Here is a 24,659-nt window from a genome sequence, read left to right as displayed (position 1 = left end):
GAACGCGTTCATAAGGCCTTTTAGGCGCCTTGCGGCGCAACGGAGTTAGTTAGATGGCACACAAGAAAGCTGGCGGCTCGTCGCGCAACGGTCGCGACTCGCATTCCAAGCGTCTGGGCGTGAAGAAGTTCGGCGGCGAAGCCGTCATCCCGGGCAACATCATCATTCGTCAACGCGGCACCACGTGGCATCCCGGCGTCAATGTCGGCATGGGCACGGATCATACGCTTTTTGCGCTCGAGACCGGCGCCGTGACGTTCAACAAAAAAGCCAACGGCCGAACCTACGTATCGGTCAACCCGATTGCCAAAGCCGCGGAGTAGCCGGTTCCGCACTAGAACACCGGCGCCCATCTCGGGAACCGGTGTCTGGCAAGGCCAGGAAAAGGATCAGGGGAGATGGGTTTTCATCTCCCCTTTTTCTTGTGCCTGGAGGACTTTCAAATGGTTGCCGAAGCGGAAGACTCAGAAGACGGAAGTTACGCGATAGACTGCCCGGTGCTGGTCACCGAGCGGCTGGTGATGCGGGCGCCCCATGAAGGCGATGTCGCGCAACTGGTCGAACTTGCCGACAACCGTCATGTCGCCGAAATGCTGGCACGCATGCCGCACCCCTATGGTGAGGCCGAGGCGCGCGCTTTCCTTGCCATGACCAGGTCGCGCCGGGCCGGCATCGCCTATGCCCTGACGCTGGCCGGAACCGACACGTTCGTCGGCTGTGCCGGTCTCAACACCACCGAACGCGGGCTGGAACTCGGCTACTGGATCGGCGAGCCTTACTGGAAGAAGGGCTATGCGACGGAAGCAGCCCATGCGCTGGTCGATCTCGCCTTCCAGAGGACGTCGATCCAGGTTCTGCAGGCCTCGACGCGGGTCATCAACCCGGCCTCCAGGCGGGTGATCCACAAATGCGGGTTCCAGTATGCCGGCCAGGGCATGCTGAACTCGATCGTTGCCGGCCAGGTTCCCGTCGAGCGCTACCGGCTCGATCGCAAGACCTGGACCAGCCTGCGGAACTGGGTACATTTTTGATGTGTGACGACGGTCAAGCCAATGGTCGACAGCAGCGATATTGAAACGGTCGCGATCGCGCCGATGACGCCCGGGGATATCGAAAGCTTTCATCGCGCGCTCGATGTCGTCGCGCGTGAGCGAAAGTACCTGTCCTTCCTAGAGGCGCCACCGCTGGATCAAGTCAGAAGTTTCGCAATGGACCGTATCGGGAGAGGCGATCCGGGGTTCGTGGCCGTTGTTCGTGGCGAGGTCGTCGGCTGGTGCGACATCTCACGCCACGATCGGCTCATCCATGCGCATCGCGGCTCCCTCGGAATGGGGATCATTCCTTCCTATCGGGAGCGTGGCCTGGGACTGCGGCTCATCAATGCGACCTTGGCACAGGCGCGCAAGACCGGCTTTATCCGCGTCGAGCTTTCCGTGCATTCCGACAATGCTCGCGCCATCTCTCTTTACGACAAGGTCGGGTTTGTCAGGGAGGGCGTGCAGCGCGACGCCGTCCATATCGACGGGGAATACCGCGATACGATCATGATGGCGATCGTCGAACGTGAAAACACTGCCGGATGAAAGGCCATCAGCCCAGTTCGACCCACACCGGCAGGTGGTCCGAACCGTCAGCTTTCCGGTCGACCCACAGGCGCTGCAGGGATCTGGCAAGCGAAGCGCTTGTGAAGATATAGTCGATGCGCTTGTGGCGGCTGGGGTCGGTGGGTTGTTTCGGGTCGACCCAGCTGATGAGATCGTCGCCGGTGGCGTTCAGGCGCAAGGCGGCATCGACGGCAAAGTCGGCGGTCAGCGGCATGCCGAATTCATGGTCCGGCCGGCCGGCGAGTTCGACATATTCGGGTGAACCGGCCAGCATGTTGAAATCGCCCATGCCGACAAAGGCTTCGGGATGCGGCAGTTCCGGCAGGCCGATCTCGGCGACGCCGGACAGCGCGCCGCCTTCGAGCGCGTAGTTCAGCATGCGTTGGCGCAGGAACTGGATCTGGCTGGCGCGTTCGACGGGGCTGCGGTGATCGAGATGGATGGAATAGAAGCGGATGAAACCAAGCGGCGTCTCGATCAGCGCTTCCAGCGCGCCACGCTGGAAGTTCATCATCTCGAAGCTGCGGCTGCGCGGCAAAAGCAGGTTGCGCGACAGATGAATAGGCGTTTTCGACAGCACCATGTTGCCGAGCTGGAAGGTTTTCGTGATGGCGCGGCCATTGTCGATGTGCGAACCGATATTGGCCTCGAAATTGCTGCCATAGACGGCGAAGTAGTCGGGCAGCGCCTCGCCGATCTCGGCGACCATGTCGCGGCCGCTATTCCTGGGATTGTTGCGGGTCACCTCCTGCAAAGCGATCACGTCGGCGCCGCGCACGGCATCAGCGATGCGCCCGACATCGTATTGCCCGTCGAGGCCGATGCCGTACTGGATGTTGTAAGTTACAAGCTTCATTCCGGCATCTCTCCGGCCGATCCCACGCGGCCATTGTCACAAAACGGCCTCGCCCTTCGCCGCGCCTTGGTTTAGAGCAAGGGCCAAGGTTTAGAGCAATGCCGCAAGGCCACTAGTAGAAACTGTACAATCCCATGAAATTTCTCGATCAAGCCAAGGTCTACATCCGCTCCGGTGACGGTGGCGCCGGTTCGGTGTCGTTCCGGCGCGAAAAGTTCATCGAGTTCGGCGGGCCGGATGGCGGCGATGGCGGCCGTGGCGGCGATGTCTGGCTGGAGGCGGTCGACGGGTTGAACACGCTCATAGACTACCGCTACCAGCAGCATTTCAAGGCCAAGACCGGCGTCCACGGCATGGGCCGCAACATGACCGGCGCCAAGGGCGCCGATGTCACGCTGAAGGTGCCGGCGGGAACGCAGGTGTTCGAAGAGGACAACGAGACGCTGATCTGCGATCTGACCGTGGTCGGCCGGCGCTTTCTGCTGGCCAAGGGCGGAAATGGCGGTTTCGGCAACCAACATTTCAAGACCTCGACCAACCAGGCGCCGCGCCGCGCCAATCCCGGCCTGCCGGGGCAGGAGCTCAACATCTGGCTGCGGCTGAAGCTGATCGCCGATGCCGGGCTGGTCGGGCTGCCCAATGCCGGCAAGTCGACATTCCTGGCGGCGGTCACCGCGGCCAAGCCGAAGATCGCCGACTATCCGTTCACGACGCTGCATCCCGGCCTCGGCGTCGCCCGGATCGACGCGCGCGAGTTCGTCATCGCCGACATTCCGGGTCTCATCGAAGGCGCGCATGAGGGCGTCGGCATTGGCGATCGCTTTCTTGGCCATGTCGAGCGCACGCGCGTGCTGCTGCATCTGGTTTCGGCGCAGGAGGAAAATCCGGGCAAAGCCTACAAGACCGTGCGCGCGGAACTTGAGGCCTATGGCAACGGCCTGACCGACAAGGTCGAGATCGTGGCGCTGTCCCAGGTCGATACGCTCGACGCCGATGCGCGCAAGAAGAAAGTCGCCTCGCTGAAGCGTGCCGCCGGCCGAGCACCGATGCTGTTGTCGGCGGTCACCGGCGAAGGCGTCGAGGCGGTGCTGCGGGCGCTGATGTCGGTGGTGGGCGAGGCGCGTGCGCGGACGGCTACCCCGGTCGAGACGCGCTGGGACAAGTAGGCCATGCAGTCGCTGAAAAAATATCGGCGCATCACCGTCAAGATCGGCTCGGCGCTGCTCGTCGACCGAACGTCAGGCCTGAAGCGCGACTGGCTCGCCTCGCTTGCCGACGATATTGCGGTGCTTGCGCAGGGCGGCGCTGAAATCCTCGTCGTCTCCTCCGGCGCCATCGCGCTTGGCCGCACCATCCTTGGCCTCGGCAAGCGAGCCCTGAAACTGGAGGAGAGCCAGGCGGCGGCAGCCGTGGGACAGATCGCATTGGCCGGCGCCTGGTCGGACGCGCTCGGCAAGGGCAGCCTGAAATCGGGCCAGATCCTGCTGACGCTCGGCGACACCGAGGAGCGCCGCCGTTATCTCAATGCGCGGGCGACGATCTCGACACTCTTGAAGATGAAGGCAGTGCCGGTCATCAACGAGAACGACACGGTGGCGACTTCCGAAATCCGCTACGGCGACAATGACCGGCTGGCGGCTCGCGTCGCCACCATGATGGGCGCCGACCTCCTGGTGCTGCTCTCAGACATCGACGGGCTCTATACGGCGCCGCCGGCGCGTGACCCCCAGGCTAAATTCATTCCGGTGGTCGACCGGATCACGCCCGATATCGAGGCGATGGCGGGTGCGGCCGCTTCCGAACTGTCGCGCGGCGGCATGCGCACGAAGCTCGATGCCGGCAAGATCGCCACCGCCGCCGGCACCGCGATGATCATCACGTCGGGCACGCGGCTGTCGCCGCTGATGGCGATCGAACGCGGCGAACGCGCCACCTTCTTCCGGCCGAGTTCCAATCCGGTCAAGGGTTACAAGACCTGGATCGCCGGCCAACTCGAACCGGCCGGCCGGCTGACAGTCGATGCCGGCGCCATCGGCGCGCTGCTGTCGGGCAAGTCGCTGCTGCCGGCCGGCGTCAAGCTGGTCAGCGGCAATTTCTCGCGCGGCGACACGGTGGCGATCCTGTCGCCCGAGGGCCGCGAGATCGCGCGCGGGCTGGTTGCCTACGATGCAGCCGATGCCGTAAGGATCGCGGGCCTGAAGACGGCCGAGATCGAAACCGTGCTCGGCTACGAGGCGCGTTCGGCGATGATCCACCGCGACGACCTTGTGGTGAGTCATTCTGGTGCCCAAGTAGGGGCTAGCGACCAAGTACTGGCCGGTGGCGCCATAAGCGGAGGATGAGCATGCTGAAGCAGCATGAAAAATCCGGAGAAGACACAGTGGCGCTGATGGCCGATATCGGCCGCCGCGCCCGCGCTGCCGCCCGACCGTTGGCCATTGCCACCACCGCCGCCAAGAATGCTGCACTTGCCGCCATGGCCGAGGCGATCGTCGCCAGGCAGCAAGACATTCTCGACGCCAACGCCATCGATGTCTCGAACGGCCAGGAATCCGGGCTTTCCGCCTCCTTCATGGACCGGCTGAAGCTCGATCCGGCGCGCATTCGCGCCATGGCCGACGGCATCAGGGAGATCGCCGAATTGCGCGACCCGGTTGGCGACGTGATCGCACAATGGGATCGGCCGAACGGTCTGCATATCGAGCGCGTGCGCACGCCGCTCGGCGTCGTCGGCGTCATCTATGAGAGCCGCCCGAACGTCACCGCCGATGCCGGCGCGCTGTGCCTCAAGGCCGGCAATCCGGTAATCCTGCGCGGCGGCTCGGATTCGCTCAATTCCTCGGCCGCCATCCACGCCTGCCTGGTCGAAGGGCTGAAGGAAGCCGGCCTGCCGGAGGACGCCATCCAACTGGTGCCGATCACCGACCGCGCCGCCGTCGGCGAGATGCTGAAAGGCTTGGGCGGTATGCTCGACGTCATCATTCCGCGCGGCGGCAAAAGCCTCGTCGGGCGGGTGCAGGCCGAGGCACGGGTGCCGGTCTTCGCGCATCTCGAAGGCATCTGCCATCTCTACATCGACCGTTCGGCCGAGCTCCAAATGGCGGTGCGGATCGCCGTCAACGCCAAGATGCGGCGCACCGGCGTCTGCGGTGCCGCAGAGACGCTGCTGGTCGACCGCGCGGTCGCCTCCACGCATCTGGTGCCGATCCTCAACGCACTGCGCGCGGCCGGCTGCGAGATCCATGCCGATGCCGAGGTGCTGAAAGTGTTTTTCGACGCCAGGCCGGCGACCGATGCCGACTGGATCACCGAATATCTCGATGCCATCATCGCGGTGAAGCTGGTCGACGGTATCAAGGGTGCGATCGATCACATCGAGACGTTTTCCTCGCATCACACCGAGGCGATCGTCGCCGAGGATGCGCAAGCGGTCGAAAAATTCTTCAACGAGATCGATTCGGCGATCCTGCTGCACAACGCATCGACGCAGTTCGCCGACGGCGGCGAGTTCGGCATGGGCGCCGAGATCGGCATCGCCACCGGCAAGATGCATGCGCGCGGACCGGTGGGCGTCGAGCAACTGACGTCGTTCAAATACCGCGTGCGCGGGTCTGGACAGGTGAGGCCTTGACGTATTTCGCCCAAAGGGCCTGAAGCTTGCGCCCAGCCACCCCCCTCTGTCCTGCCGGACATCTCCCCCGCAAGGGGGGAGATTGGCTGGCATTTCGGGTTTCGCCGATCTCCAACGCGGCAAGATTTACGCCTTCGCCGAAACTGCTGATCTCCCCCCTTGCGGGGGAGATGGCCGGCAGGGCAGAGGGGGGTGCCTAGCGCGATGCTATCCCCTTCCCACCCCCCCGTTCCCTCCCATTATCTCAAAATGCCGCATGCCGAGAAAGGCCTCGCCGTCGGCCTGTTCGGCGGCTCGTTCAATCCGCCGCATGCCGGCCACGCGCTGGTCGCCGAGATTGCACTGCGGCGCCTGGCGCTCGACCAGCTGTGGTGGATGGTGACGCCGGGCAATCCGCTGAAGAACACCAGGGAGTTGGCGCCGCTGGGCGAGCGGCTGCAGCTGTCCGAGCAGATCGCCAAGAACCCGAAGATCAAGGTCACCGCCTTCGAGGCGGCGCATCACGTCCGCTACACCGCCGACACGCTGGCGCTGGTCAAGGCGCGCAATCCCGGTGTCGACTTCGTCTGGATCATGGGTGCGGATAGTTTGCGCGATTTTCACCGCTGGCAGCGCTGGCGCGAGATCGTCATGACCTTCCCGATCGCCGTCATCGACCGCCCGGGCGCGACGCTGTCGTTCCTGTCCTCGGTCGTCGCCAAGACCTTCGACTATGCCCGCGTCGACGAGGGCGATGCGCCGCGGCTTGCCCGCCTGAAGGCACCGGCCTGGACCTTCATCCACGGCCCGCGCTCGTCGCTGTCATCGAGCGCGATCCGCAAGCTGGCGAAGGGGTGAGCCCGCCCGTCCGCCCATGTCGCTTTTATCGCTCCCTTTGCCAGTTTCATGGGCAATCCTGAGCAGGCATGTCGATTCCCAGGAAAATCCGCAGCGAAGCCGAGCAGGGCGCCGAGCCCACACCGCTGATCGCGATTGCCAGCGTCATCGTGTCGATGGCACTGATTGCCGTCGGCAACGGGCTGATGTTTGCCTATATCCCGGTTCGGCTCGGCGCCGAGGGTTTCGATCCGACCTGGGCCGGGCTGATCATCACCGGACTTTCGGCCGGCGGGCTGGCCGGCTGCATCCTGACCGGACCGCTGGTGCGAAGGGTCGGCCATGCCCGTGCCTTCATGGTGTTGTCGGCGCTGATCGCACTGGCCAACGCCGCTGTCGGCGCCGGGGTCCATCCGCTGCTGTGGATAGCCGCCCGCGCGCTCTACGGCTTTGCCATCTGCGGCCTGTTCATCGTCGCGCAGAGTTGGCTGAACGACGCCGTTGCCAACGCCATCCGCGGCCGGGTGATGGCTTTCTTCTACGTTGCCTATGTCGCCGGGCTCGGCGTCGGCTACGCGACGCTGGCGCTGGTCGATATCAGGACAGCGGATGCGCCGCTGATCGGCATCGTCTTCACGGCGCTATCGATCCTTCCCGTCGGGATGACCAGACTTGCCCAGCCGCCGGCACCGCAGGCGGCCTCGGTGGCGCTGCGCCGCGCCTGGCGGGTTTCACCGGTCGGCGTCGCCGGCATGCTTGCGGTTGGCGGCCTGTCGATGTCGATTGCGGGCTTCGCGCCGATCCACGCCACGGCCAAGGGCTACAGCCAGGCCGATGTGGCGCTGCTGCTTTCGGCGATGCCTCTCGGCACGCTGATCCTGCAGATCCCGCTTGGCTGGATTTCCGACCGAACCGACCGCCGCTATGTGCTGATCGCCGCATCCGCGCTCGCCATGGTTGCCGGCCTGTTTGCGCTCGGGTTCGATGGCGGCGCGTTGGCCGCGTTGGTTGTGATCTATATCGTGTGGGACGGCGCCTCGGAATCGATCTATTCGCTGGCCAGCGCACATGCCGCCGACCGCGCCGGCAAGGACGACATGGTGGCGCTGTCCAGTTCGCTTTTGTTTGCCTGGTCGCTGTCGGGTTTCGTCGTGCCCGGCATCGTGACGGCGCTTTCAGCCGTCTTCGGAACGCAGGCTTTCATCTATGTGGCTGTTCTCATCGCCGCAGCCTTCTGCCTGTTCGTGCTTTTGCGCGTGTTCACGACGCGTGCGGTCCCGGTCGGTGAAACCGGCAGTTTCGCACCGATGACGGCGCAGGCGCCGTTGCCGGTTGAACTTGCCTTCGCACCGGACGATGAGGGCCGACACTGAGCCAACCGCCTATTGCCGGCGGGCTTCGGGTTGGGGCGCTTCCGGTGGCGGCAGCGGGATCGATATGCCTTCGCTATCGAATTCCTGTTTGGCGCGCTTGGTGAGATCGGTCTGGGTGGCGAAGAAGTCCGCCGACGAAGTCCAATAGCGCAAGGCAATCGAAACAGTGCTGTCGCCTAATGTCGAGACGAAAGCGATCGGTGCCGGCTCACGTTTCACTCGCCGTTCGGCCGCGGCAATGGCGAGCAAGGTTTTCTGCGCCCTGTCGATGTCGTTCCAGGAGCCGATGCTGAGTATGATGTCGCTGCGGCGTACGCCGTTGCGCGAAAAGTTGCGCACCGGCTGGTTCCACAGCGTCGAGTTCGGCGCCAATATGTAGACCCCGTCGGCCGTCCTGAGCTTGGTCGCGAACAGGCCGATCTCCTCGATCGTACCGGCGATCGAACCGACCTCGACGGATTCGCCGATGCGGAACGGCCGCAGCGCCAGAAGCATGATGCCGGCGGCGATGTTTTGCAGCGTGCCCTGCAACGCCAGGCCGATGGCGAGGCCAATGGCACCGATCGCGGCAATGATCGAGGCCGTCTGCACGCCGAACTGGCCGAGCACCATGATGGTGACGAGGATCAGGATGGCGTAGCGGACGATCTTCGAGAAGAAATGCCGCAACGTCGCGTCGAAACCATGGATATGGCCGAGACCAGCGAAGATCGAACGTTCGGCAAGACCGGCGACGATGTAGCCGACAATCAAGAGGATGACGGCACCGATGGCCGAGAAGGAGTACGAAACAATCAGCGTGCTCAGTTGGGCGAGGCCAGCCTGGACGCTGAGAAAAGCGTTTTGCGGGTCGATCGGCATGGGGGAAATCCGGTTGGTCGGTGAGCCGATAACCCATGCGGGCGGTGAGGGTTCCGATCTTTTCCGGCGTGCGGCGGAACCACAAGAGCGACAATACGTTCGTGCGAGGCAGGGTCCCGTCTTGAAACTGTCAGGGAACTCTGCCTATCTAAGTGGTGTCACCTGCTTCAAGGGGTGATTTGGTTGTTCTTGCTGCGAAAGGAAATACACTGAGAACAGCACTGCGGAAGAAGGCCGATATCATGCCTTCGCCGGCCAGGATCAGCGTAGACGACGCCGTGTCCCGCGCCATCAAGACAGTCCTTGCCAGTCTGGAAGACTCCAAGGCCGAAAACATTGTCTCCATCGACATCCAGGGGAAATCGAGCCTCGGCGACTACATGGTCGTCGCTTCGGGCCGATCGCACCGTCATGTCGCGGCTGTCGCCGATCATCTTCTCAAAGCGATCAAGGATGCCGGTCTCGGCACCGCGCGCGTCGAGGGGCTATCCGGCGCCGACTGGGTCCTGATCGATTCTGGCGACATCATCGTCCATGTCTTCCGCCCCGAAGTCCGCGAATTCTACAATCTCGAAAAGATGTGGCAGGCGCCGGACCTCGAGGAAGAAACGCTCCACTAAGTCGTTCGCGCGGCTTACAAGGCGAGGATGAAGATATCAGTTCATGCCGTGGGCCGGATGAAAGCCGGCCCCGAAAAGCTGCTGGCCGACCGCTATTTCGAGCGTTTCGCCAAGAGCGGCCCGGTAGTGGGGCTTGAATTTGGCGGCATTGCCGAGATTGCCGAGGGGCGCGGCCAGACCGCCAACGAGCGGCGGCGTGAGGAAGGCCAGAAACTGCAGACGCAGTTGCAGCCCGGAACCGCTTTGATCCTCCTTGACGAACGCGGCAAAAGCTTTTCCTCGGAAGATTTCGCCGGGCGCCTCGGCCTGTTGCGTGACGGTGGCCGCAAGGCGTTGGTCATCGCCATCGGCGGCGCCGACGGCCACGATCAGTCGCTGCGCGACCAGGCCGAACTGGTGATGTCGTTCGGATTGCTGACATGGCCGCATCAACTGGTGCGCGTGATGCTGGGAGAGCAGCTTTATCGTGTGGCCACCATCCTTTCGGGACATCCCTACCATCGCTCGTAAACCGGTGAATTGGTGCGACACACCCGGATTTCCGCCCCAATGCCGAGGCAAGATTGCATCGAGTGGGCGGTTTCGAACATGGTTGATTGTTCGTTAACGAAGCCACGCATAGAGTCGGGCTTCAATGTCTGAAGACAGCAAATCAAGAACGGGCTCCTGGCGCGCGCGCTGCGGCATCGCGGCGGCGGTACTTGTGCTGTCGCTGCATGCGGGGCGGGCGGAAAACACGCTCGACATGGCTCCCGATCCGGATCAGAGCCGGGCCGAATATGAACGGGTCTCGAAGGAGATCACGCTGTCGTCGGAACGATTGGCCAAACTCTCCGCCGATATCGCGACGATCAAGAGGGATCACGCCTCGATCACCGCCGCATTGATCCAGTCGGCGATGACCGAGCAGAAGCTCGGCCAGGACATTGAGGACATCGGCGCCCGGCTGGAAGGACTGAAGGGCCAGGAACAGAAGATCCGCGCCTCGCTGATGGCGCGGCGCGACGTTCTGGCCGAAGTGCTGGGCGCGCTGCAGCGCATGGGCCTCAACCCGCCGCCGGCGATCCTGGTCAAGCCCGAGGACGCGCTGTCGTCGGTGCGCAGCGCCATCCTGCTCGGCGCGGTGGTGCCCGAACTGCGCCAGCAGACCGATAGCCTGTTTGCCGATCTCAAGGAACAGACCAGGATCACGGCGTCGATCGAGGCCGAACGGGCGCGGCTGACGGCGGCGGTCGGCGACCAGACGGCGGAAAAGAAGCGGCTCGGCATGCTGCTGGAGGCCAAGCAGAAGCTCGAAGCCGACACGCAAACGCAAATGGCCGCGGAAAAGCAGCGATCCGAAGCGCTGGCGGCCAAGGCCGGCAGCCTGAAAGAGTTGATCGCCTCGCTCGAAGCGCAGGCCGACAAGAACCGCAAGGCCGCCGATGCGGCCAAGGCCGCCGAGCAGAAGACGGCGGATCGCGACAACACATCTGCGCCGGCGGAATTGGCGTCGCTGCCGGTTCCGGAGGGCAACCAACTTGCCGCCGCGGTGCCCTTTTCGGCCCTTCAGGGGCAGATCGCACTGCCGGTGACCGGCCGCATCAAGCGGCGATACGGCGCCGATGACGGTAACGGCGCGGTGATGCTTGGCGACATGGTTGCGACACAATCGGGAGCCATCGTCACCGCGCCGGCGGATGGAAATGTGCTTTATGCGGGGCCGTTTCGGTCTTATGGTCAACTCTTGATCCTGAACGCAGGCGACGGCTATCATGTCGTTTTGGCGGGGATGAGCAGAATCAGCGTCGCGACCGGTCAATCAGTGCTTGCAGGAGAGCCGATCGGTGCGATGGGAGAGGCCCGGGTGGCGAGCACCTCGGTTTCGAAGAATGGAAATGCCACGCCGGAACTCTATGTCGAGTTCCGCAAGGATGGAAAACCCGTCGATCCGGCCCCATGGTGGGCGGACCGTTTTTCTGGAAGGACGTGAATAATGCGGAAACTGTCGCTTCTGTTTGCCGGTGCGCTGATGGGCGCGTCCGCCATGAGCCTGGTCTATGGCGCACCCGGCTCGGCGGCGAACGCTGCAGGGTCGGAGACATACAAGCAACTGGCGATCTTCGGCGATATCTTCGAGCGGGTGCGGGCACAGTATGTGACACCGCCCGACGACAAGTCGCTGGTCGAGAACGCCATCAACGGCATGCTGGCCTCGCTTGACCCGCACTCCTCCTACATGAATGCCGAGCAGGCGCAGGATATGCGCGTCCAGACCAAGGGCGAGTTTGGCGGCCTCGGCATCGAAGTCACCATGGAGAATGATCTGGTCAAGGTGATCACGCCGATCGACGACACGCCGGCCGCCAAGGCAGGCGTGCTGGCCGGCGACTACATTGCCAAGATCGATGGCGAAGAGGTTCGCGGCCTGACCCTCAACGATGCGGTCGACAAGATGCGCGGCCTGGTCAACACGCCGATCAAGCTGACCATCCTGCGCCAGGGCGCCGACAAGCCGATCGAACTGACGGTCGTGCGCGACATCATCAAGGTCAAGGCGGTCAAGTTCCGGGTCGAGAACGACATCGGCTACATGAAGATCACCTCCTTCACCGAAAAGACCTATGACGACCTCGAGAACGCCATCGACACCATCAAGAAGCAGATTCCCGACGACAAGCTGAAGGGCTACGTTCTGGATCTCCGCCTCAATCCGGGTGGCCTGCTCGACCAGGCGGTGAGCGTGTCCGATGCCTTCCTCAACCGCGGCGAGATCGTTTCGACGCGTGGCCGCGACCCCAAGGACGTCACCCGCTTCGACGCCAAGCCCAAGCAGGTCGACGACATCAACGGCAAGCCGATGATCGTCCTGGTCAATGGCGGTTCGGCCAGTGCATCGGAAATCGTCGCCGGCGCGCTGCAGGATCTGCGCCGCGTCACGGTGGTCGGCACGCAGTCCTTCGGCAAGGGTTCGGTGCAGACCATCATTCCGCTCGGCGAGAATGGTGCGCTCAGGCTGACGACGGCGCTCTATTACACGCCGTCCGGCAAGTCGATCCAGGGCAAGGGCATCACGCCCGACATCAAGGTCGACCAGCCGCTGCCGCCGGAACTGCAGGGCAGGGACCTGACGCGCGGCGAATCCGACCTCAAGGGCCATATCAAGGGCGCCGATGAGAGCACGACCGGTTCGGGCTCGGCAGCTTATGTGCCGCCGGATCCGAAAGACGATCTGCAGCTCATCTATGCCGAGCAGCTGCTGCGCGGCCAGAAGACCGATCCGGCCTTCCCGCCCAATCCGCAAAAGGCGGTTCTCAACCAGTAAGGATCTGGAGCGGCCACGCGCCGCTCCATCTTTCTGTTTGAGCCTGATGGAAGCAATGCGATGCTGCCGGGACCGAAAGGTTCCGGCAGTTTGATTCGGGGGGCGAGGCAAAGCTCCCAAGACATGGCGCGGGGTGCGCCGGGATTGATGAATTCGCGCATGTCCTTTCGAAGCGGCTTCGCCTTCGGAGCCATGCGCCCGGGGATTAGGCTTGGCTGACATCGGCAAGGACATCGAACGCCCGCTCGGACAGGCAGTCCGGCCGCCGCGCGCCGCCGGCAAGCTCAGCGGCGGTGCGATCATGGCGACCGTGGCCGTGCTGGCGGTGGCAGGCGTCTCCGGCGCGATCGCGCTCAGGGAAAAGCCGTTTCGAAAGCCGCAAGAGGTTGCAGTTTCAACGCCGAAAGTGACCGCGGCGGCCGAACCTGCCCCTGCGCCGCCTGCATTGGCCCCGGCGGCACCGAAGCCGGAGGCGCCGGTCAAATCAGGCGGGCCGCAGATCATTCATGTGCAGACGGAGGAGGGCGATGGGCCGCCCAAGGCAGCGATCGTCATTCGCGATCCGTCGACCATCGGCCAGAACCTGAAGATCGCGCATATTCCCGACAAGGCGCTGATCGAGACCAGCGAGACTGGGCCGTTGCCGGTGCGCGCCACCGATGGCAGACGGCCGTTCGACGTCTATGCGCGGCCCTGGTCGGGCGGGCGCGGCGCACGGGTGGCGATCGTCATCGGCGGGCTTTCGGTTTCGCAGACCGGCACCCAGGCGGCCATCGCCAAGCTGCCGGCGGAAGTGACGCTGGCCTTCGCGCCGCAAGGCAACAGCATCGGCCGGTGGATGCAGGCAGCCAGGCAGAGCGGCCACGAGATCGTCATGCAGGTGCCGCTCGAACCGTTCGATTATCCGAAGGTAAATCCGGGCCGCAACACGCTGACGGTGGCGGCGAGCGCGGATGAGAACCTGAAAAGCCTGCACTGGGCACTGTCGCGGACGACCAACTATACCGGCGTCATGAACTATATGGGCGCCCGTTTTTCCGCCGACGCGGCGGCGATGGAGCCGTTCATCGCCGAGCTCGGCAAACGCGGCCTTGCCTATATCGATGACGGCTCGTCGGCTCGCAGCCTGGCGCCGGACCTGGCGCTGAAGGACGGCGTGCCCTTCGTCGCCGGCGACATGGCGATCGATGCCGTGCAGGATCGCGGCGAAATCCTGAAGAAGCTCGACAGCCTGGAGGCGACCGCGCGGGCCAAAGGCACCGCCGTCGGCATCGGTTCGGCCTTCGACCTGACGGTCGATACGGTGTCGTCCTGGGTGGTCGAGGCCAAGAAGCGCGGCATCGAGATCGTGCCGATTTCAGCGGTGGCCATTGACCCGCAAAAAGGCTAACAGCCGTCTTGATAATTCTACTCCGGCGGGCATCTGTCGACGTTTTCTGCGCTTCCGGTGCTCACGTACTTTAAGTACGCTCCGCTCCGGTTCTCGAAAACGCTCGCCACCTGCCTCACCGGAGCGAATTCTCAAAACGGCTGGACCCCATCACGCATGGCTAAAAAGATTGATCGCGAAACGCTGCCTTACCGTCCCTGTGTCGGGCTGATGATCCTCAATGCCGAGGGCCTTGTCTGGGTCGGGCACCGGATTGCCGAACCGGACAGCGAATTTGCCGGCACGACGCAGCTCTGGCAGATGCCGCAAGGCGGTATCGACAAGGGCGAGGAGCCGCTGCAGGCGGCCGAGCGCGAACTCCATGAGGAGACCGGCATGCGAGGCGTCTCGCTGCTGGCCGAGGCGCCGGACTGGATCAACTATGATTTGCCGGACCATCTCGTCGGCATCGCCTTCAAGGGCCGGTATCGCGGCCAGACGCAGAAATGGTTCGCCTTTCGCTTCCACGGCGACACCAGCGAGATCCAGATCAACCCGCCGCCGGGCGGCCACACCGCAGAGTTCGACGAATGGGCATGGCGGCCTATGCAGGATTTGCCCGACCTGATCGTGCCGTTCAAGCGCCATGTCTATGAGGATGTGGTGGCGGCGTTCCGGCATCTGGTGCAATAGCCGCTATACAACAACCGCGGTTGCCGCGCCGGCCCGGCGGTCCTATTGATGTATCCACTACCACGCGAAGGGTCGCCATGAACGACGCCCCCCAAAAGCCGCCGCCAGAAGAGGTCACCGCCACAAGCGAAGTGGCGGCTGGGGCCATCCTCACCATCGATCTCGGTGCAATCCGTGAAAACTACCGGCGGCTGAAAGCGCGGTTGGGCGATGTTGCCTGCGCTGGTGTGCTCAAGGCGGACGGCTACGGCGTTGGCGCCGGCCAGGTCGCGGCGGCGCTGCTGCGCGAAGGCTGCGATGTCTTCTTCGTTGCGCTCCTGGGCGAAGGCGTCGCCCTGCGCCGCTCGCTTGGTCCGGGCCCTGCCATTTTCGTGTTGAACGGCATTCCGCCCGGTGCCGAGCGGGACGCTGTGGCGGCAGACATTTGCGCAGTCATCAACAGCCCGGAACAATTGGTGGCCTGGCGTGTGGCGGCTCGCCGCGCCGGCCGAAAACTGCCGGCCGCGATCCAGGTCGACAGCGGCATGTCGCGGCTCGGCATGGCGCCCCGGGATGTGGAGCGCGTTGCCGCCGATCCGCAGGCCTTCGACGGCATCGACATCCGGTTCGTGATGAGTCATCTGGCCTGCGCCGACGAGCCGGAGCACCCGGCCAATGAGCGGCAGCGGCTGGCATTCGAGCAGCTGCGCAAGATGCTGCCGGCGGCACCGGCCTCGCTGACCAATTCCTCCGGCATCTTTCTTGGGGAACGCTTTCGCTACGATCTCGCCCGCCCCGGTGCCGCGCTCTATGGCATCAATCCGACGCCGGCAAAGCCCAATCCGATGCTGCCGGTGGTGCGGCTGCAGGCAAAGGTGGCACAGACGCGCAGCGTCGAAAAGGGCGCGGGCGTCGGCTATGGCCATACCTATCAAGCGCAAGGCCCGCTCAGGCTGGCGACGATTTCGTTCGGCTACGCGGATGGCTGGCAGCGCCGCGCCGCGTCCGCCGCCTGGTTCGAGGGCGTGCGCCTGCCTTTCCTCGGGCGAGTGTCGATGGACTCGATCATTCTCGACATTTCCGCCCTGCCGGCCGGCAGGCTGCGCGAGGGTGATCTCGTCGAACTGCTCGGTCCCTCGCAAAGTGTCGACGACGCTGCCGGCCATGCCGGCACCATCGGCTACGAGATTCTGACCAGCCTCGGCTCGCGCTTCCGTCGGCGCTATGTCGGCGGTTGAGCGGTTTGGCCACGCTTGACAAGCGGACGCCTGTCGGCAAGGCTCCTTGCATGAGCAACCCAGCTTATATCAGAACCTTGTTCAGGGTCTGCCCGATCGCGGGATCGTAGCCCCGGCGCGGTCGCCTTTTGGCGTTCGTCCGAACCGGGGCATTTCTACCTGACATCATCAACTCGAGCCAGACAGCTTCGCGGCTGCCGGCTTTTCATCAAGCCACCGTCCGTGCGGCGGCAGGCGCGCGTCTGTTCGATGCGCCAAGTCATCGAGGTTTGCCATGCAACATGCAACAGGATTGCGTCCACCGAGCCGGGTCAGCGATGCCGACCACCACAGGCTGACGGGCCTGGCGCGGGCGTCGCTCGACCGCGTGCCCGAGACGGCCGAAGAACTGCTTTCGGAGATGGACCGTGCCGTCGTCACGGCAGCGGCTTCCATGCCGGCCAACGTGGTGCGGATGGGTTCGACGGTGACAATCCGCAACGATGGCGGCCACACCCAGCGCATCACGCTGGTCTATCCCGGCGAAGCAGACATCAGTGAAAACAGGATCTCGGTGCTGACGCCGTTGGGGACGGCGCTCATCGGCGCCACCATCGGGCAGACAGTGCGCTGGAGCAGTCGTGGCGGCCGGGAACTGTCGGCGACCATCGAAGTGGTCGATGCGCCGGCCTGCGGGCGGGAAGGGTCCTGATCATGGAGACGGCGATGACAGGCGCGAATTTCCGGCTGACGACAAAGGACTTCGCCGTCCTCGAGATCATGTTGGAGCGTCGGCGGGCTTTCGCGGATCCGATTGTTCCAATGCTTGAAGACAAGCTTTCCAAAGCCGAGGTCGTCGCGATCGATTCGGTCGGATCCGATATCGTGACGCTGAACAGCAGGCTGGTGTTTCGTGTCGATGCCGGCCCTGCCCAGACCCGGACCCTGGTGCAGAACGAGGTGCGCGGTCCGGTCGGCTCCAGCCTGTCGATCATGACAAGGCGGGGGCTTTGCATGCTCGGCATGGCCGAGGGCCGGACTGCATGGATCGAACAGGCCGACGGCAGGCGGGAGTCGGTCCTGGTCGCAACCGTGCTCTACCAGCCGGAGGCCGCGCGGCGTGCCGTCAGGGAGAGATCCCAAGTCGAGGCGCGACGGCCGCATGGGCTCACCCTCGTCTACAGCGCCGCAGCCGATTGGCGGCCCCTTGGCGAAAGGGCCGGAATGCGGCAGACAGGGGATGACGACCCCGGTCCCACGGCGGCGTGAACAGGCAACACTGCACGATCCCGAAAGTCGGCATCGATTTTCGCCGGGGATCGTGCGCAAATCGGAAATGCGGCCGCGTCCAGGCGTCCCTAGGACGTGCGGCGCGGCAAGGAGTGAACGATGAAGATCATGGTGCTGGGCGGCGGCGTCATCGGAGTGACCACGGCGTACTTCCTTGCCGAGGCCGGCCACGAGGTGACGGTTCTCGACCGCCAGAAAGGCCCGGCGCTGGAAACCAGCTTCGCCAATGCCGGCGAGATTTCGCCCGGCTACGCCTCGCCCTGGGCCGGACCCGGCATTCCGCTGAAGGCGATCAAATGGCTGCTGATGAAGCATGGCCCGCTGGTGGTGCGGCCGGCCTTCGATCCGCATATGTGGACATGGCTGATCAAGATGCTGCGCAACTGCACCGCCGAGCGCTATGCGATCAACAAGGCGCGCATGGTTCCGCTCGCCGAATACAGCCGCGACACGCTGAAGGCGCTGCGCGAAGCGACCGGCATCGCCTATGACGAGCGTACCCAGGGCACGCTGCAGCTGTTCCGTACGCAAAAGCAGCTCGACGGCACCGGCGGCGATGTCGAGGTGCTGAAGAAGTACGGCGTGCCCTACGAGATCCTCGAGCAGGACGGTTGCATCGCGGCTGAGCCTGGCCTTGCCGGGGTGCGCGAAAAGTTCGTCGGCGGCCTCAGGCTGCCGCACGACGAGACCGGCGACTGCAAGATGTTCACCGACAGGCTGGCCGAACTCTGTGTGGCCCGCGGCGTCAAGTTCGAATACGACGTGACGATCTGGCGCGTCATCCGCAGCCGCAACCGCATCGCCAATCTCAGCACCAGCAAAGGCTGGAAGACCGCCGACGCCTATGTGATGGCGCTGGGCAGTTATTCGGCAGGTTTCATGCGCCGGGTGAAGCGGCCGATCCCGGTCTATCCGGTCAAGGGCTATTCGATCACCGTGCCGATCAAGGACGCCGCCGCGGCACCGGTGTCGACGGTGATGGACGAGACCTACAAGGTGGCGATCACCCGGCTCGGCGACCGCATCCGGGTTGGCGGTACGGCCGAGATTTCCGGCTTCGACCTCAGGCTGCACGAATCGCGGCGGCGCACGCTGGAACACTCGGTCGGCGATCTCTTTCCGGGCGCCGGCGCGATGCGGGACGCGACGTTCTGGTGCGGGCTGCGGCCGATGACGCCGGATGGTCCGCCGCTGATCGGCCGCACCGAGCTCTCCAACCTCTATCTCAACACCGGCCACGGCACGCTTGGCTGGACCATGGCCTGCGGCTCGGGCAAGGTTCTGGCCGACATCATCTCCAGCCGGGTGCCTGACATCGACGTTCGTGACCTCGCGCAGGAGCGCTATCTACGGTAGAGGGTCAGAACGCCTGCCGGACCCAGTCCTCGTCGAAAAGCAGCCGGTAAGCCCACGGGATCGTTACATTGGTGGCGACCGGATTGGAGTGCGCGACATAGTCGTCATAGATCGGCTTCATCCTGGCGTAGAAGGCCGGATCGAGCACCATCATGCCGTTCTCACTGTCGTGGAAGAAGCTGCGGTTGTTGAGGTTGACCGACGAGATGGCGACCAGCCTTTCGTCGATCATCATGATCTTGGAATGCAGCACCACGTCAGGCGCCTTGAACTCGCGGATGTTGATGCGGTCGCCATATTTCTCGACGAACAGCTTGTTGAGCGCGGTGAGAAACTTGCCGCCGATATCGCCCTTGAGATCGATGCGGCCGACAATGTCGATCCTGACGCCGCGGGCGAGCGCCCGATCAACAGCCTGGGCGAGCTTGGGCGTCAGGTTGAGGTAGGGATTGACGATCTGGATATGGTGCCGGGCGGCGTCGACCAACTCGACGAAATAGTCCTCCAGCGCATGGCCATCCTCGTAGGGCACCGAAATGAAGTGCCGCGCCGTGCCTGACGGGCGGGCGCCGTCGGACCGGACCGGAATGGAGAAGGGACGCGCCAGATTGGTGTCGGCGTCGCGCAGCCACACTGTCGAAAGATGCGCGGCGAGCGTTTCGACCGTGGCCGGATCGGCGAACTCGATGTCGAAGTCGCTCCAGTTCGAATAGTAATTCAACGAGAACCCGTCGGTCTTGCCGTATTGCTCAAGATCGGGATAGCGCGACAGATCGATCGGCTGGTGGAACAGGAAGCCGTCATGGATGTTGCGGCCGCCGATGATGGCGCGGGAGCGCGTGGGATCGTCGGCAAGCGTTGCCAGCATCTTGACGTGATGGACCTTGTGCAGTTGTGAGATCTGCTCGTCGATCGGCGCGCCATGGTCCGCCCGCCAGCGATATTCCTGCAATTCGACATTGGGGAATTCGGCCGCCAGCCGATGCAGCAGGGCGTCGTCCTTGTCGCGCTCCAGCACGTCGGTGACCATGATGCGCACCTTGGTGCCGAGGGCCGCATGGTGGCGGATCAGCCGTTCGATGATGCGGCCGGAGAAGTCAGCCTTGAACTCCAGCGACGACAGGTAGATCAGCTTCAGCCTTGGCGCCTTGGAGAAGTCGAGCGGCAGCTCCGGGTCGCCCTTGTCGATGGCGCTGTCGGACAGCGGCGCTCCCATCAACGCCTCGACCTTGGCGTTGAAGCCATCGCGCGACTTGCGCAGCAGGCGCGGCTTTCCGATCGGCAAGGCACAGGTCTGCGACAGCCAGCGGCTGGCATAGAAGGCGCGGCTGATAGCATCGAGGCTGGTGGGGTCAGGCGTCGGGCAGCGCTCGTAGCGACTGTCGAAGGCGGCGAGAGCCGGATCGGCAGTCTCTTCGCGCCGGATGGTGAGCGGCGCGCCGGCCGGGGCGAGGCTGGAGCGGATCCTTGCGGTGCAGCGGTTCAGACCGTCACTTGGAAACAGGCTGACCGTGTCATTCTCGCCGGTCAGGCGAAAACGGAATGCCGTGCCCGTGGCGATGGTGCGTGAACCGCCGCCGGCACGGATCGCCAGCGTGCCATCGCAGATGCCCTCGATGTCGGCTGGTTGCTTGCCGGCCTGGCGCAGCACGATCTCGACGCTGCGCGCCTGCAGGCCGGAGAAATCGAAGATCCTGGGCGCCGAGGGCCGCGCAGCCGCATCGATGTAGAGCGTCTGCCGCGACACCCGCCAGCCTCCATCGAAATGGCCCTCGCCGCTGTTGGCGCCGGCCGGCGGCAGATGCGTTTCGGCCACCGGCCGGGCCAGTTTTTGCAGTGTCCGGTAGGTCGCCTGGAAATCGCTGTTAGCGATCTCATGGCGGTCGTGACCGAAAGGGCCGGTTCCGTTGGCGCGGTCCATGGCGCCAAGCTGATGGCGAGCGAGCAGCGCCAGGAAGCGTTTTTCGTAGTCGCTGGTGCCGGCGTCACCGAAAAACTGCGCGGCGGCGATCCGCGGCCCAGCTGTCTCGGCGGAGAGCGCGGGTCGCGCGCAAGCGCTCTGACCTTGCAGGAGATCGCAGGCATTGCGGCCAGCGACGGCACAGCCGGCAAGGACAGCCAGCCCGAACAGAGCGATGGCGATGGATGCGTGACCCTTCACCCGGCCGCTCCGGTCTTCAGGGCGCTCAATTGCGCCGGATCGCGCGGCGGCATGAAGCCCTGCGGGAAGACCTTGCAGACGGGAATGGTGAAGGTGGCGATCAGCAGTTCGGCCTCGCCGCGCATTTTACGCGGCGCTGTCTTGTCGTCGCGGATCGCTTTCGCCGAGGCGACGAGGGTGCCGTCGCAGTCGCAATGGTTGTGGCGGGCGATGTAACAGGCGTCATGCGTCTGGCAGGCAGCATCGAGGCGGTTGACCGGCCGGGCCGAGAGGTCGCCGGTGCGGGTTCCGGGGCCGCAATAATTGCCGAAGATGAAAGGCGAAGGCCGCGCCATGGCGTAGCGGATCGGTTTGGGCAGTTCGGCTTCCGGGACCTTCGTCCACAGATTGGCGCATGCGGAAACGAAAAGCAGCGGCAGGATGGCAAGAACGGCTCGCATGTCTATTCGCGCCAGCTTTCTGAAAGATGTCCCTGCGCGCGGCGCCCGCCCACAGCCGGCGACCGCACGCCTGATGCCACACTGGCCGGTTTTGTGGCAAGGAAAAGGCGGCACGGCTAAAGCGCATCGCGTTTGATCGGATTCATGCGATGCGCTTTAGCGTCTTTGTTTTATGCATGTCGTTCTCTCAAAACCGAGATCACTTTTGGGCGACATGCATCAGACAAACAGGTTTCGCTCCCGCTCCACCACCTTGGTTATAAAGCTGGCGACGATCTGGACGCGGCGCAGCGGCCTGACCGATTCGTGATAGACCAGCCAGTAGGCACGGCGGATCGGCGCGACCACATCGACGGATACCAATTCCGGCATCGAGCGGGCGACGAAGGTGTGCAGGATGCCGATGCCGGCGCCCGAGCGCACCGCCTCGGCCTGGCCGAGGGCCGAGGAGATGGCGAAGCTGGTGCGCCAGTCCGCGCTGAATTCGCCCGCATAGTCGAGCGAGGGGCTGACGATGAGGTCGGGCACGTAGCCGATGAGCGTGTGCTGGTCGAGCTCGGCGGCGGTTTTGGGCAAGCCATGCGCTTCGACATAGGTGCGCGAGGCAAACAGGCCGAGCGAGTAGTCGACCAGCTTTCCTGCCACCAGCCGGCCTTCGGTCGGCCGCTCGACGGTGATGGCGATGTCGGCCTCGCGACGCGACAGCGAAAAGGAGCGCGGCACCGGCACAAGCTGGATCGTCAGTTCGCGGTGCAGGGCGGTCAGTTCGCCGAGGCGCTTGGCCAGGAAGGCGACGCCAAAACCGTCGGGCGCGCCGATGCGCACGGTGCCGGAGACATCATCGCCTTCGCCTGAAATGGTCGAGCGCGCGGCGATCATGTCGCCTTCCATGCGCTCGGCAATGTCGAGAAAGCGCTCGCCGGCCGGGGTCAACTCGCTGCCGGTCGTCAGCCGACGAAACAGCTTTGTCCGCAGCGCATCCTCGAGTGCGGCGATGCGGCGCGAGACGGTGGCGTGGTTGAGCTCCAGCCGTTTGGCCGCGCCAAGGATCTGGCCGGCGCGGGCCACGGCAAGGAAGATGCGGACGTCATCCCAGTTCATGGGCATGGTCCGATCTAATGACGAGCGTCGCGTTCCCGCCCACCCCCCTCTGTCCTGCCGGACATCTCCCCCGCAAGGGGGGAGATTGGCAGCTCCGCTGACAGAGCCTCTTTTGCGGAGCTGAAGATTTGCGAAAGCGACCGCTACATCCGATCTCCCCCCTTGCGGGGGAGATGTCCGGCAGGACAGAGGGGGGTGTGACGAAGCTCAACCTTGAGAAATCCTGTAAAGACGGGCGCACCCTATCATTTGCGGCAATTGATGCACAGGTGCCTCTCGTTATCTATTCTCCGCACAACGGTTGCGTTCTCCGTCGCGTTGCCATCCGCCGGCCAAAGGCGGACAATACAGCATCACGAACAAGGGAGAGAAATCATGATCGATTATGGTCATTTCATCGGCGGCAAGCATGTCGCCGGGACCAGCGGCCGCAAGCAGGATGTCATGCAGCCGATGGACGGCTCCGTGCGCGGCACGGTGGCGCTGGCTTCGCAGGCGGAACTGCGCGCGGCTGTCGAGAATGCCAAGGCGGCACAGCCCAAATGGGCGGCAACCAACCCGCAGCGCCGCGTGCGCGTGCTGATGAAGTTTCTCGAACTGGTCGCCCGCGACTATGACGAACTGGCCGACATCCTGGCGCGCGAGCACGGCAAGACCATCGCTGACGCCAAGGGCGACATCCAGCGCGGCCTCGAAGTGGTCGAAGTCTGCATCGGCGCGCCGCACATGATGAAGGGCGAATTCACCGACGGCGCCGGCCCCGGCATCGACGTCTATTCGATGCGCCAGCCGCTCGGCGTCGTCGCCGGCATCACGCCGTTCAATTTCCCGGCGATGATCCCGCTGTGGAAGATCGCGCCGGCCATCGCCTGCGGCAACGCCTTCATCCTGAAGCCTTCGGAGCGCGATCCCGGCGTGCCGATGCGCATTGCCGAACTCTTCCTCGAAGCCGGCCTGCCGGCAGGCATCCTCAATGTCGTCAATGGCGACAAGGACGTGGTCGACGCCATCCTCGACGATCCCGACATCAAGGCCATCGGCTTTGTCGGCTCGACGCCGATCGCCCATTACATCTATTCGCGCGGCACGGCCGCCGGCAAACGCGTGCAGTGCTTCGGCGGTGCCAAGAACCACATGATCATCATGCCCGATGCCGACATGGACCAGACCGTCGATGCGCTGATCGGCGCCGGCTACGGCTCGGCCGGCGAGCGCTGCATGGCGATCTCGGTGGCCGTGCCTGTCGGCAACGATACCGCCAACCGGCTGATGGAAAAACTGATCCCGCGCGTCGAGAGCCTGAAGGTCGGTCCTTCGACCGACTCTTCCGCCGATTTCGGCCCGCTGGTGACGGCGCAGGCGTTGGAACGCGTTAAGGGCTATGTCGACACCGGCGTCAAGGAAGGCGCCAAGCTGGTCGTCGACGGCCGCGGCTTCTCCATGCAGGGTTATGAAGACGGCTACTATATGGGTGGCTGCCTGTTCGACAATGTGACCGCCGATATGCGCATCTACAAGGAAGAGATCTTTGGGCCGGTGCTCTCTGTTGTGCGCGCGCCGACCTATGAGAGCGCGATCAAGCTGGCCAACGACCACGAGATGGGCAATGGCGTCGCCATCTTCACCCGTGACGGCGATGCCGCGCGCGACTTTGCAAGCCGTGTCCAGGTCGGCATGGTCGGCATCAACGTGCCAATCCCCGTGCCGATCGCCTATTACACCTTCGGCGGCTGGAAGGCATCTTCGTTCGGCGATCTTAACCAGCACGGGCCGGATGCATTCCGCTTCTACACCAAGACCAAGACGGTGACCTCGCGCTGGCCGTCCGGCATCAAGGATGGTGCCGAATTCGTCATCCCGACGATGAACTAGACGGACGATTTCTCGGTTGCGCGTCCTCGCCTTCGGCTGCGGTCGCGCGGGCGGGCATCAAGGACGGTGCTGAATTCGTCATCCCGACGATGAACTGACCCGGACGACAAATTGAT

The 24,659-nt window shown here is 64.2% G+C and carries 24 protein-coding genes; 19 read left to right on the top strand and 5 right to left on the bottom strand.

Going from position 1 to position 24,659, the window contains the following annotated elements; all coding sequences use genetic code 11:
- Positions 1 to 53 precede the first annotated feature (53 nt).
- The 3 genes from rpmA to NKK51_RS19380 all read left to right on the top strand — a co-directional run bounded on the left by rpmA (position 54) and on the right by NKK51_RS19380 (position 1,583).
- On the top strand, positions 54 to 323 hold the full coding sequence (gene rpmA, locus NKK51_RS19390) for a 50S ribosomal protein L27 (RefSeq protein ID WP_013529063.1): 270 nt from the start codon (positions 54 to 56) through the stop codon (positions 321 to 323).
- A gap of 120 nt (positions 324 to 443) precedes the next feature.
- The gene (locus NKK51_RS19385) at positions 444 to 1,031 is read left to right on the top strand and encodes a GNAT family N-acetyltransferase (RefSeq protein WP_352554292.1); all 588 of its coding nucleotides are present in this window, start codon (positions 444 to 446) and stop codon (positions 1,029 to 1,031) included.
- 21 nt (positions 1,032 to 1,052) lie between these two features.
- On the top strand, positions 1,053 to 1,583 hold the full coding sequence (locus tag NKK51_RS19380; RefSeq protein WP_352554291.1) for a GNAT family N-acetyltransferase: 531 nt from the start codon (positions 1,053 to 1,055) through the stop codon (positions 1,581 to 1,583).
- 7 nt (positions 1,584 to 1,590) lie between these two features.
- On the opposite strand, the gene NKK51_RS19375 is transcribed toward NKK51_RS19380, so the two are convergent.
- Positions 1,591 to 2,460 (bottom strand): endonuclease/exonuclease/phosphatase family protein, encoded by an 870-nt coding sequence (locus NKK51_RS19375; protein ID WP_352554290.1) that lies wholly within the window; start codon positions 2,458 to 2,460, stop codon positions 1,591 to 1,593.
- Positions 2,461 to 2,594: 134 nt separating this feature from the next.
- Between NKK51_RS19375 and obgE the strand changes: the two genes are divergently transcribed.
- From obgE to NKK51_RS19350, 5 genes are all read left to right on the top strand, one after another.
- On the top strand, positions 2,595 to 3,626 hold the full coding sequence (gene obgE, locus NKK51_RS19370; protein ID WP_352554289.1) for a GTPase ObgE: 1,032 nt from the start codon (positions 2,595 to 2,597) through the stop codon (positions 3,624 to 3,626).
- 3 nt (positions 3,627 to 3,629) lie between these two features.
- Entirely contained in the window at positions 3,630 to 4,802 is a 1,173-nt protein-coding gene (gene proB / locus NKK51_RS19365) for a glutamate 5-kinase (protein WP_352554288.1), read from the top strand.
- A gap of 2 nt (positions 4,803 to 4,804) precedes the next feature.
- Positions 4,805 to 6,091 carry a glutamate-5-semialdehyde dehydrogenase gene (locus NKK51_RS19360; RefSeq protein ID WP_352554287.1) on the top strand — a complete coding sequence of 429 codons (1,287 nt, stop codon included), beginning with the start codon at positions 4,805 to 4,807 and terminating at the stop codon, positions 6,089 to 6,091.
- A gap of 204 nt (positions 6,092 to 6,295) precedes the next feature.
- On the top strand, positions 6,296 to 6,928 hold the full coding sequence (locus NKK51_RS19355; protein WP_352554286.1) for a nicotinate-nucleotide adenylyltransferase: 633 nt from the start codon (positions 6,296 to 6,298) through the stop codon (positions 6,926 to 6,928).
- 68 nt (positions 6,929 to 6,996) lie between these two features.
- Positions 6,997 to 8,280, top strand: coding sequence for an MFS transporter (locus tag NKK51_RS19350; protein ID WP_352554285.1), 1,284 nt, complete (start codon positions 6,997 to 6,999; stop codon positions 8,278 to 8,280).
- A 9-nt stretch (positions 8,281 to 8,289) separates the two neighbouring features.
- Here NKK51_RS19350 and NKK51_RS19345 read toward each other — a convergent pair whose 3' ends face one another.
- Positions 8,290 to 9,141: a mechanosensitive ion channel family protein gene (locus tag NKK51_RS19345; RefSeq protein WP_352554284.1), complete on the bottom strand. Its 852-nt coding sequence runs from the start codon at positions 9,139 to 9,141 to the stop codon at positions 8,290 to 8,292.
- 242 nt (positions 9,142 to 9,383) lie between these two features.
- On the opposite strand from NKK51_RS19345, the gene rsfS reads away from it, so the two are divergent.
- The 10 genes from rsfS (at position 9,384) to NKK51_RS19295 (ending at position 18,969) form a co-directional block, all read left to right on the top strand.
- Entirely contained in the window at positions 9,384 to 9,761 is a 378-nt protein-coding gene (gene rsfS / locus NKK51_RS19340; protein ID WP_013529073.1) for a ribosome silencing factor, read from the top strand.
- Positions 9,762 to 9,788: 27 nt separating this feature from the next.
- On the top strand, positions 9,789 to 10,271 hold the full coding sequence (gene rlmH, locus NKK51_RS19335; RefSeq protein ID WP_023811784.1) for a 23S rRNA (pseudouridine(1915)-N(3))-methyltransferase RlmH: 483 nt from the start codon (positions 9,789 to 9,791) through the stop codon (positions 10,269 to 10,271).
- Between the two features lie 124 nt (positions 10,272 to 10,395).
- A complete protein-coding gene (locus NKK51_RS19330; protein ID WP_352554283.1) occupies positions 10,396 to 11,733 on the top strand; it encodes a murein hydrolase activator EnvC family protein in 1,338 nt (445 codons plus the stop codon).
- A complete protein-coding gene (locus tag NKK51_RS19325) occupies positions 11,734 to 13,065 on the top strand; it encodes a S41 family peptidase (protein WP_023811786.1) in 1,332 nt (443 codons plus the stop codon).
- 211 nt (positions 13,066 to 13,276) lie between these two features.
- Positions 13,277 to 14,455, top strand: a complete 1,179-nt coding sequence (locus tag NKK51_RS19320; RefSeq protein ID WP_352440993.1) for a divergent polysaccharide deacetylase family protein — start codon at positions 13,277 to 13,279, stop codon at positions 14,453 to 14,455.
- Between the two features lie 156 nt (positions 14,456 to 14,611).
- Positions 14,612 to 15,127: an RNA pyrophosphohydrolase gene (locus tag NKK51_RS19315; protein ID WP_352554282.1), complete on the top strand. Its 516-nt coding sequence runs from the start codon at positions 14,612 to 14,614 to the stop codon at positions 15,125 to 15,127.
- 77 nt (positions 15,128 to 15,204) lie between these two features.
- Positions 15,205 to 16,344, top strand: coding sequence for an alanine racemase (gene alr, locus NKK51_RS19310; RefSeq protein ID WP_352554281.1), 1,140 nt, complete (start codon positions 15,205 to 15,207; stop codon positions 16,342 to 16,344).
- Positions 16,345 to 16,618: 274 nt separating this feature from the next.
- Positions 16,619 to 17,035 carry a nucleoside diphosphate kinase regulator gene (gene rnk / locus NKK51_RS19305; RefSeq protein ID WP_352554280.1) on the top strand — a complete coding sequence of 139 codons (417 nt, stop codon included), beginning with the start codon at positions 16,619 to 16,621 and terminating at the stop codon, positions 17,033 to 17,035.
- Positions 17,036 to 17,037: 2 nt separating this feature from the next.
- Positions 17,038 to 17,592 carry a GreA/GreB family elongation factor gene (locus tag NKK51_RS19300; protein ID WP_352554279.1) on the top strand — a complete coding sequence of 185 codons (555 nt, stop codon included), beginning with the start codon at positions 17,038 to 17,040 and terminating at the stop codon, positions 17,590 to 17,592.
- A gap of 120 nt (positions 17,593 to 17,712) precedes the next feature.
- Complete coding sequence (locus NKK51_RS19295; protein ID WP_128304957.1) at positions 17,713 to 18,969, top strand: D-amino acid dehydrogenase; 1,257 nt, start codon at positions 17,713 to 17,715, stop codon at positions 18,967 to 18,969.
- 4 nt (positions 18,970 to 18,973) lie between these two features.
- Here the strand turns inward: NKK51_RS19295 and NKK51_RS19290 are convergent, their stop codons facing one another.
- The 3 genes from NKK51_RS19290 to NKK51_RS19280 form a co-directional block, all read right to left on the bottom strand.
- Complete coding sequence (locus tag NKK51_RS19290) at positions 18,974 to 21,130, bottom strand: phospholipase D-like domain-containing protein (RefSeq protein WP_352554278.1); 2,157 nt, start codon at positions 21,128 to 21,130, stop codon at positions 18,974 to 18,976.
- Positions 21,127 to 21,570 (bottom strand): phospholipase A2 family protein, encoded by a 444-nt coding sequence (locus NKK51_RS19285; protein ID WP_352554277.1) that lies wholly within the window; start codon positions 21,568 to 21,570, stop codon positions 21,127 to 21,129. The genes NKK51_RS19290 and NKK51_RS19285 overlap by 4 nt, the downstream gene beginning before the upstream one ends.
- 219 nt (positions 21,571 to 21,789) lie before the next feature.
- A complete protein-coding gene (locus NKK51_RS19280; protein ID WP_352554276.1) occupies positions 21,790 to 22,671 on the bottom strand; it encodes a LysR family transcriptional regulator in 882 nt (293 codons plus the stop codon).
- A 375-nt stretch (positions 22,672 to 23,046) separates the two neighbouring features.
- Between NKK51_RS19280 and NKK51_RS19275 the strand changes: the two genes are divergently transcribed.
- Positions 23,047 to 24,543 (top strand): CoA-acylating methylmalonate-semialdehyde dehydrogenase, encoded by a 1,497-nt coding sequence (locus NKK51_RS19275; RefSeq protein ID WP_023811796.1) that lies wholly within the window; start codon positions 23,047 to 23,049, stop codon positions 24,541 to 24,543.
- The last annotated feature ends 116 nt before the right edge of the window (positions 24,544 to 24,659 follow it).

The sequence above is a fragment of the Mesorhizobium sp. M0011 genome (genome assembly GCF_040324155.1).
Lineage (GTDB): Bacteria > Pseudomonadota > Alphaproteobacteria > Rhizobiales > Rhizobiaceae > Mesorhizobium.
The sequence above is the reverse complement of the archived record's forward strand: the minus strand, read 5'-3'. Positions and strand labels throughout refer to the sequence as shown.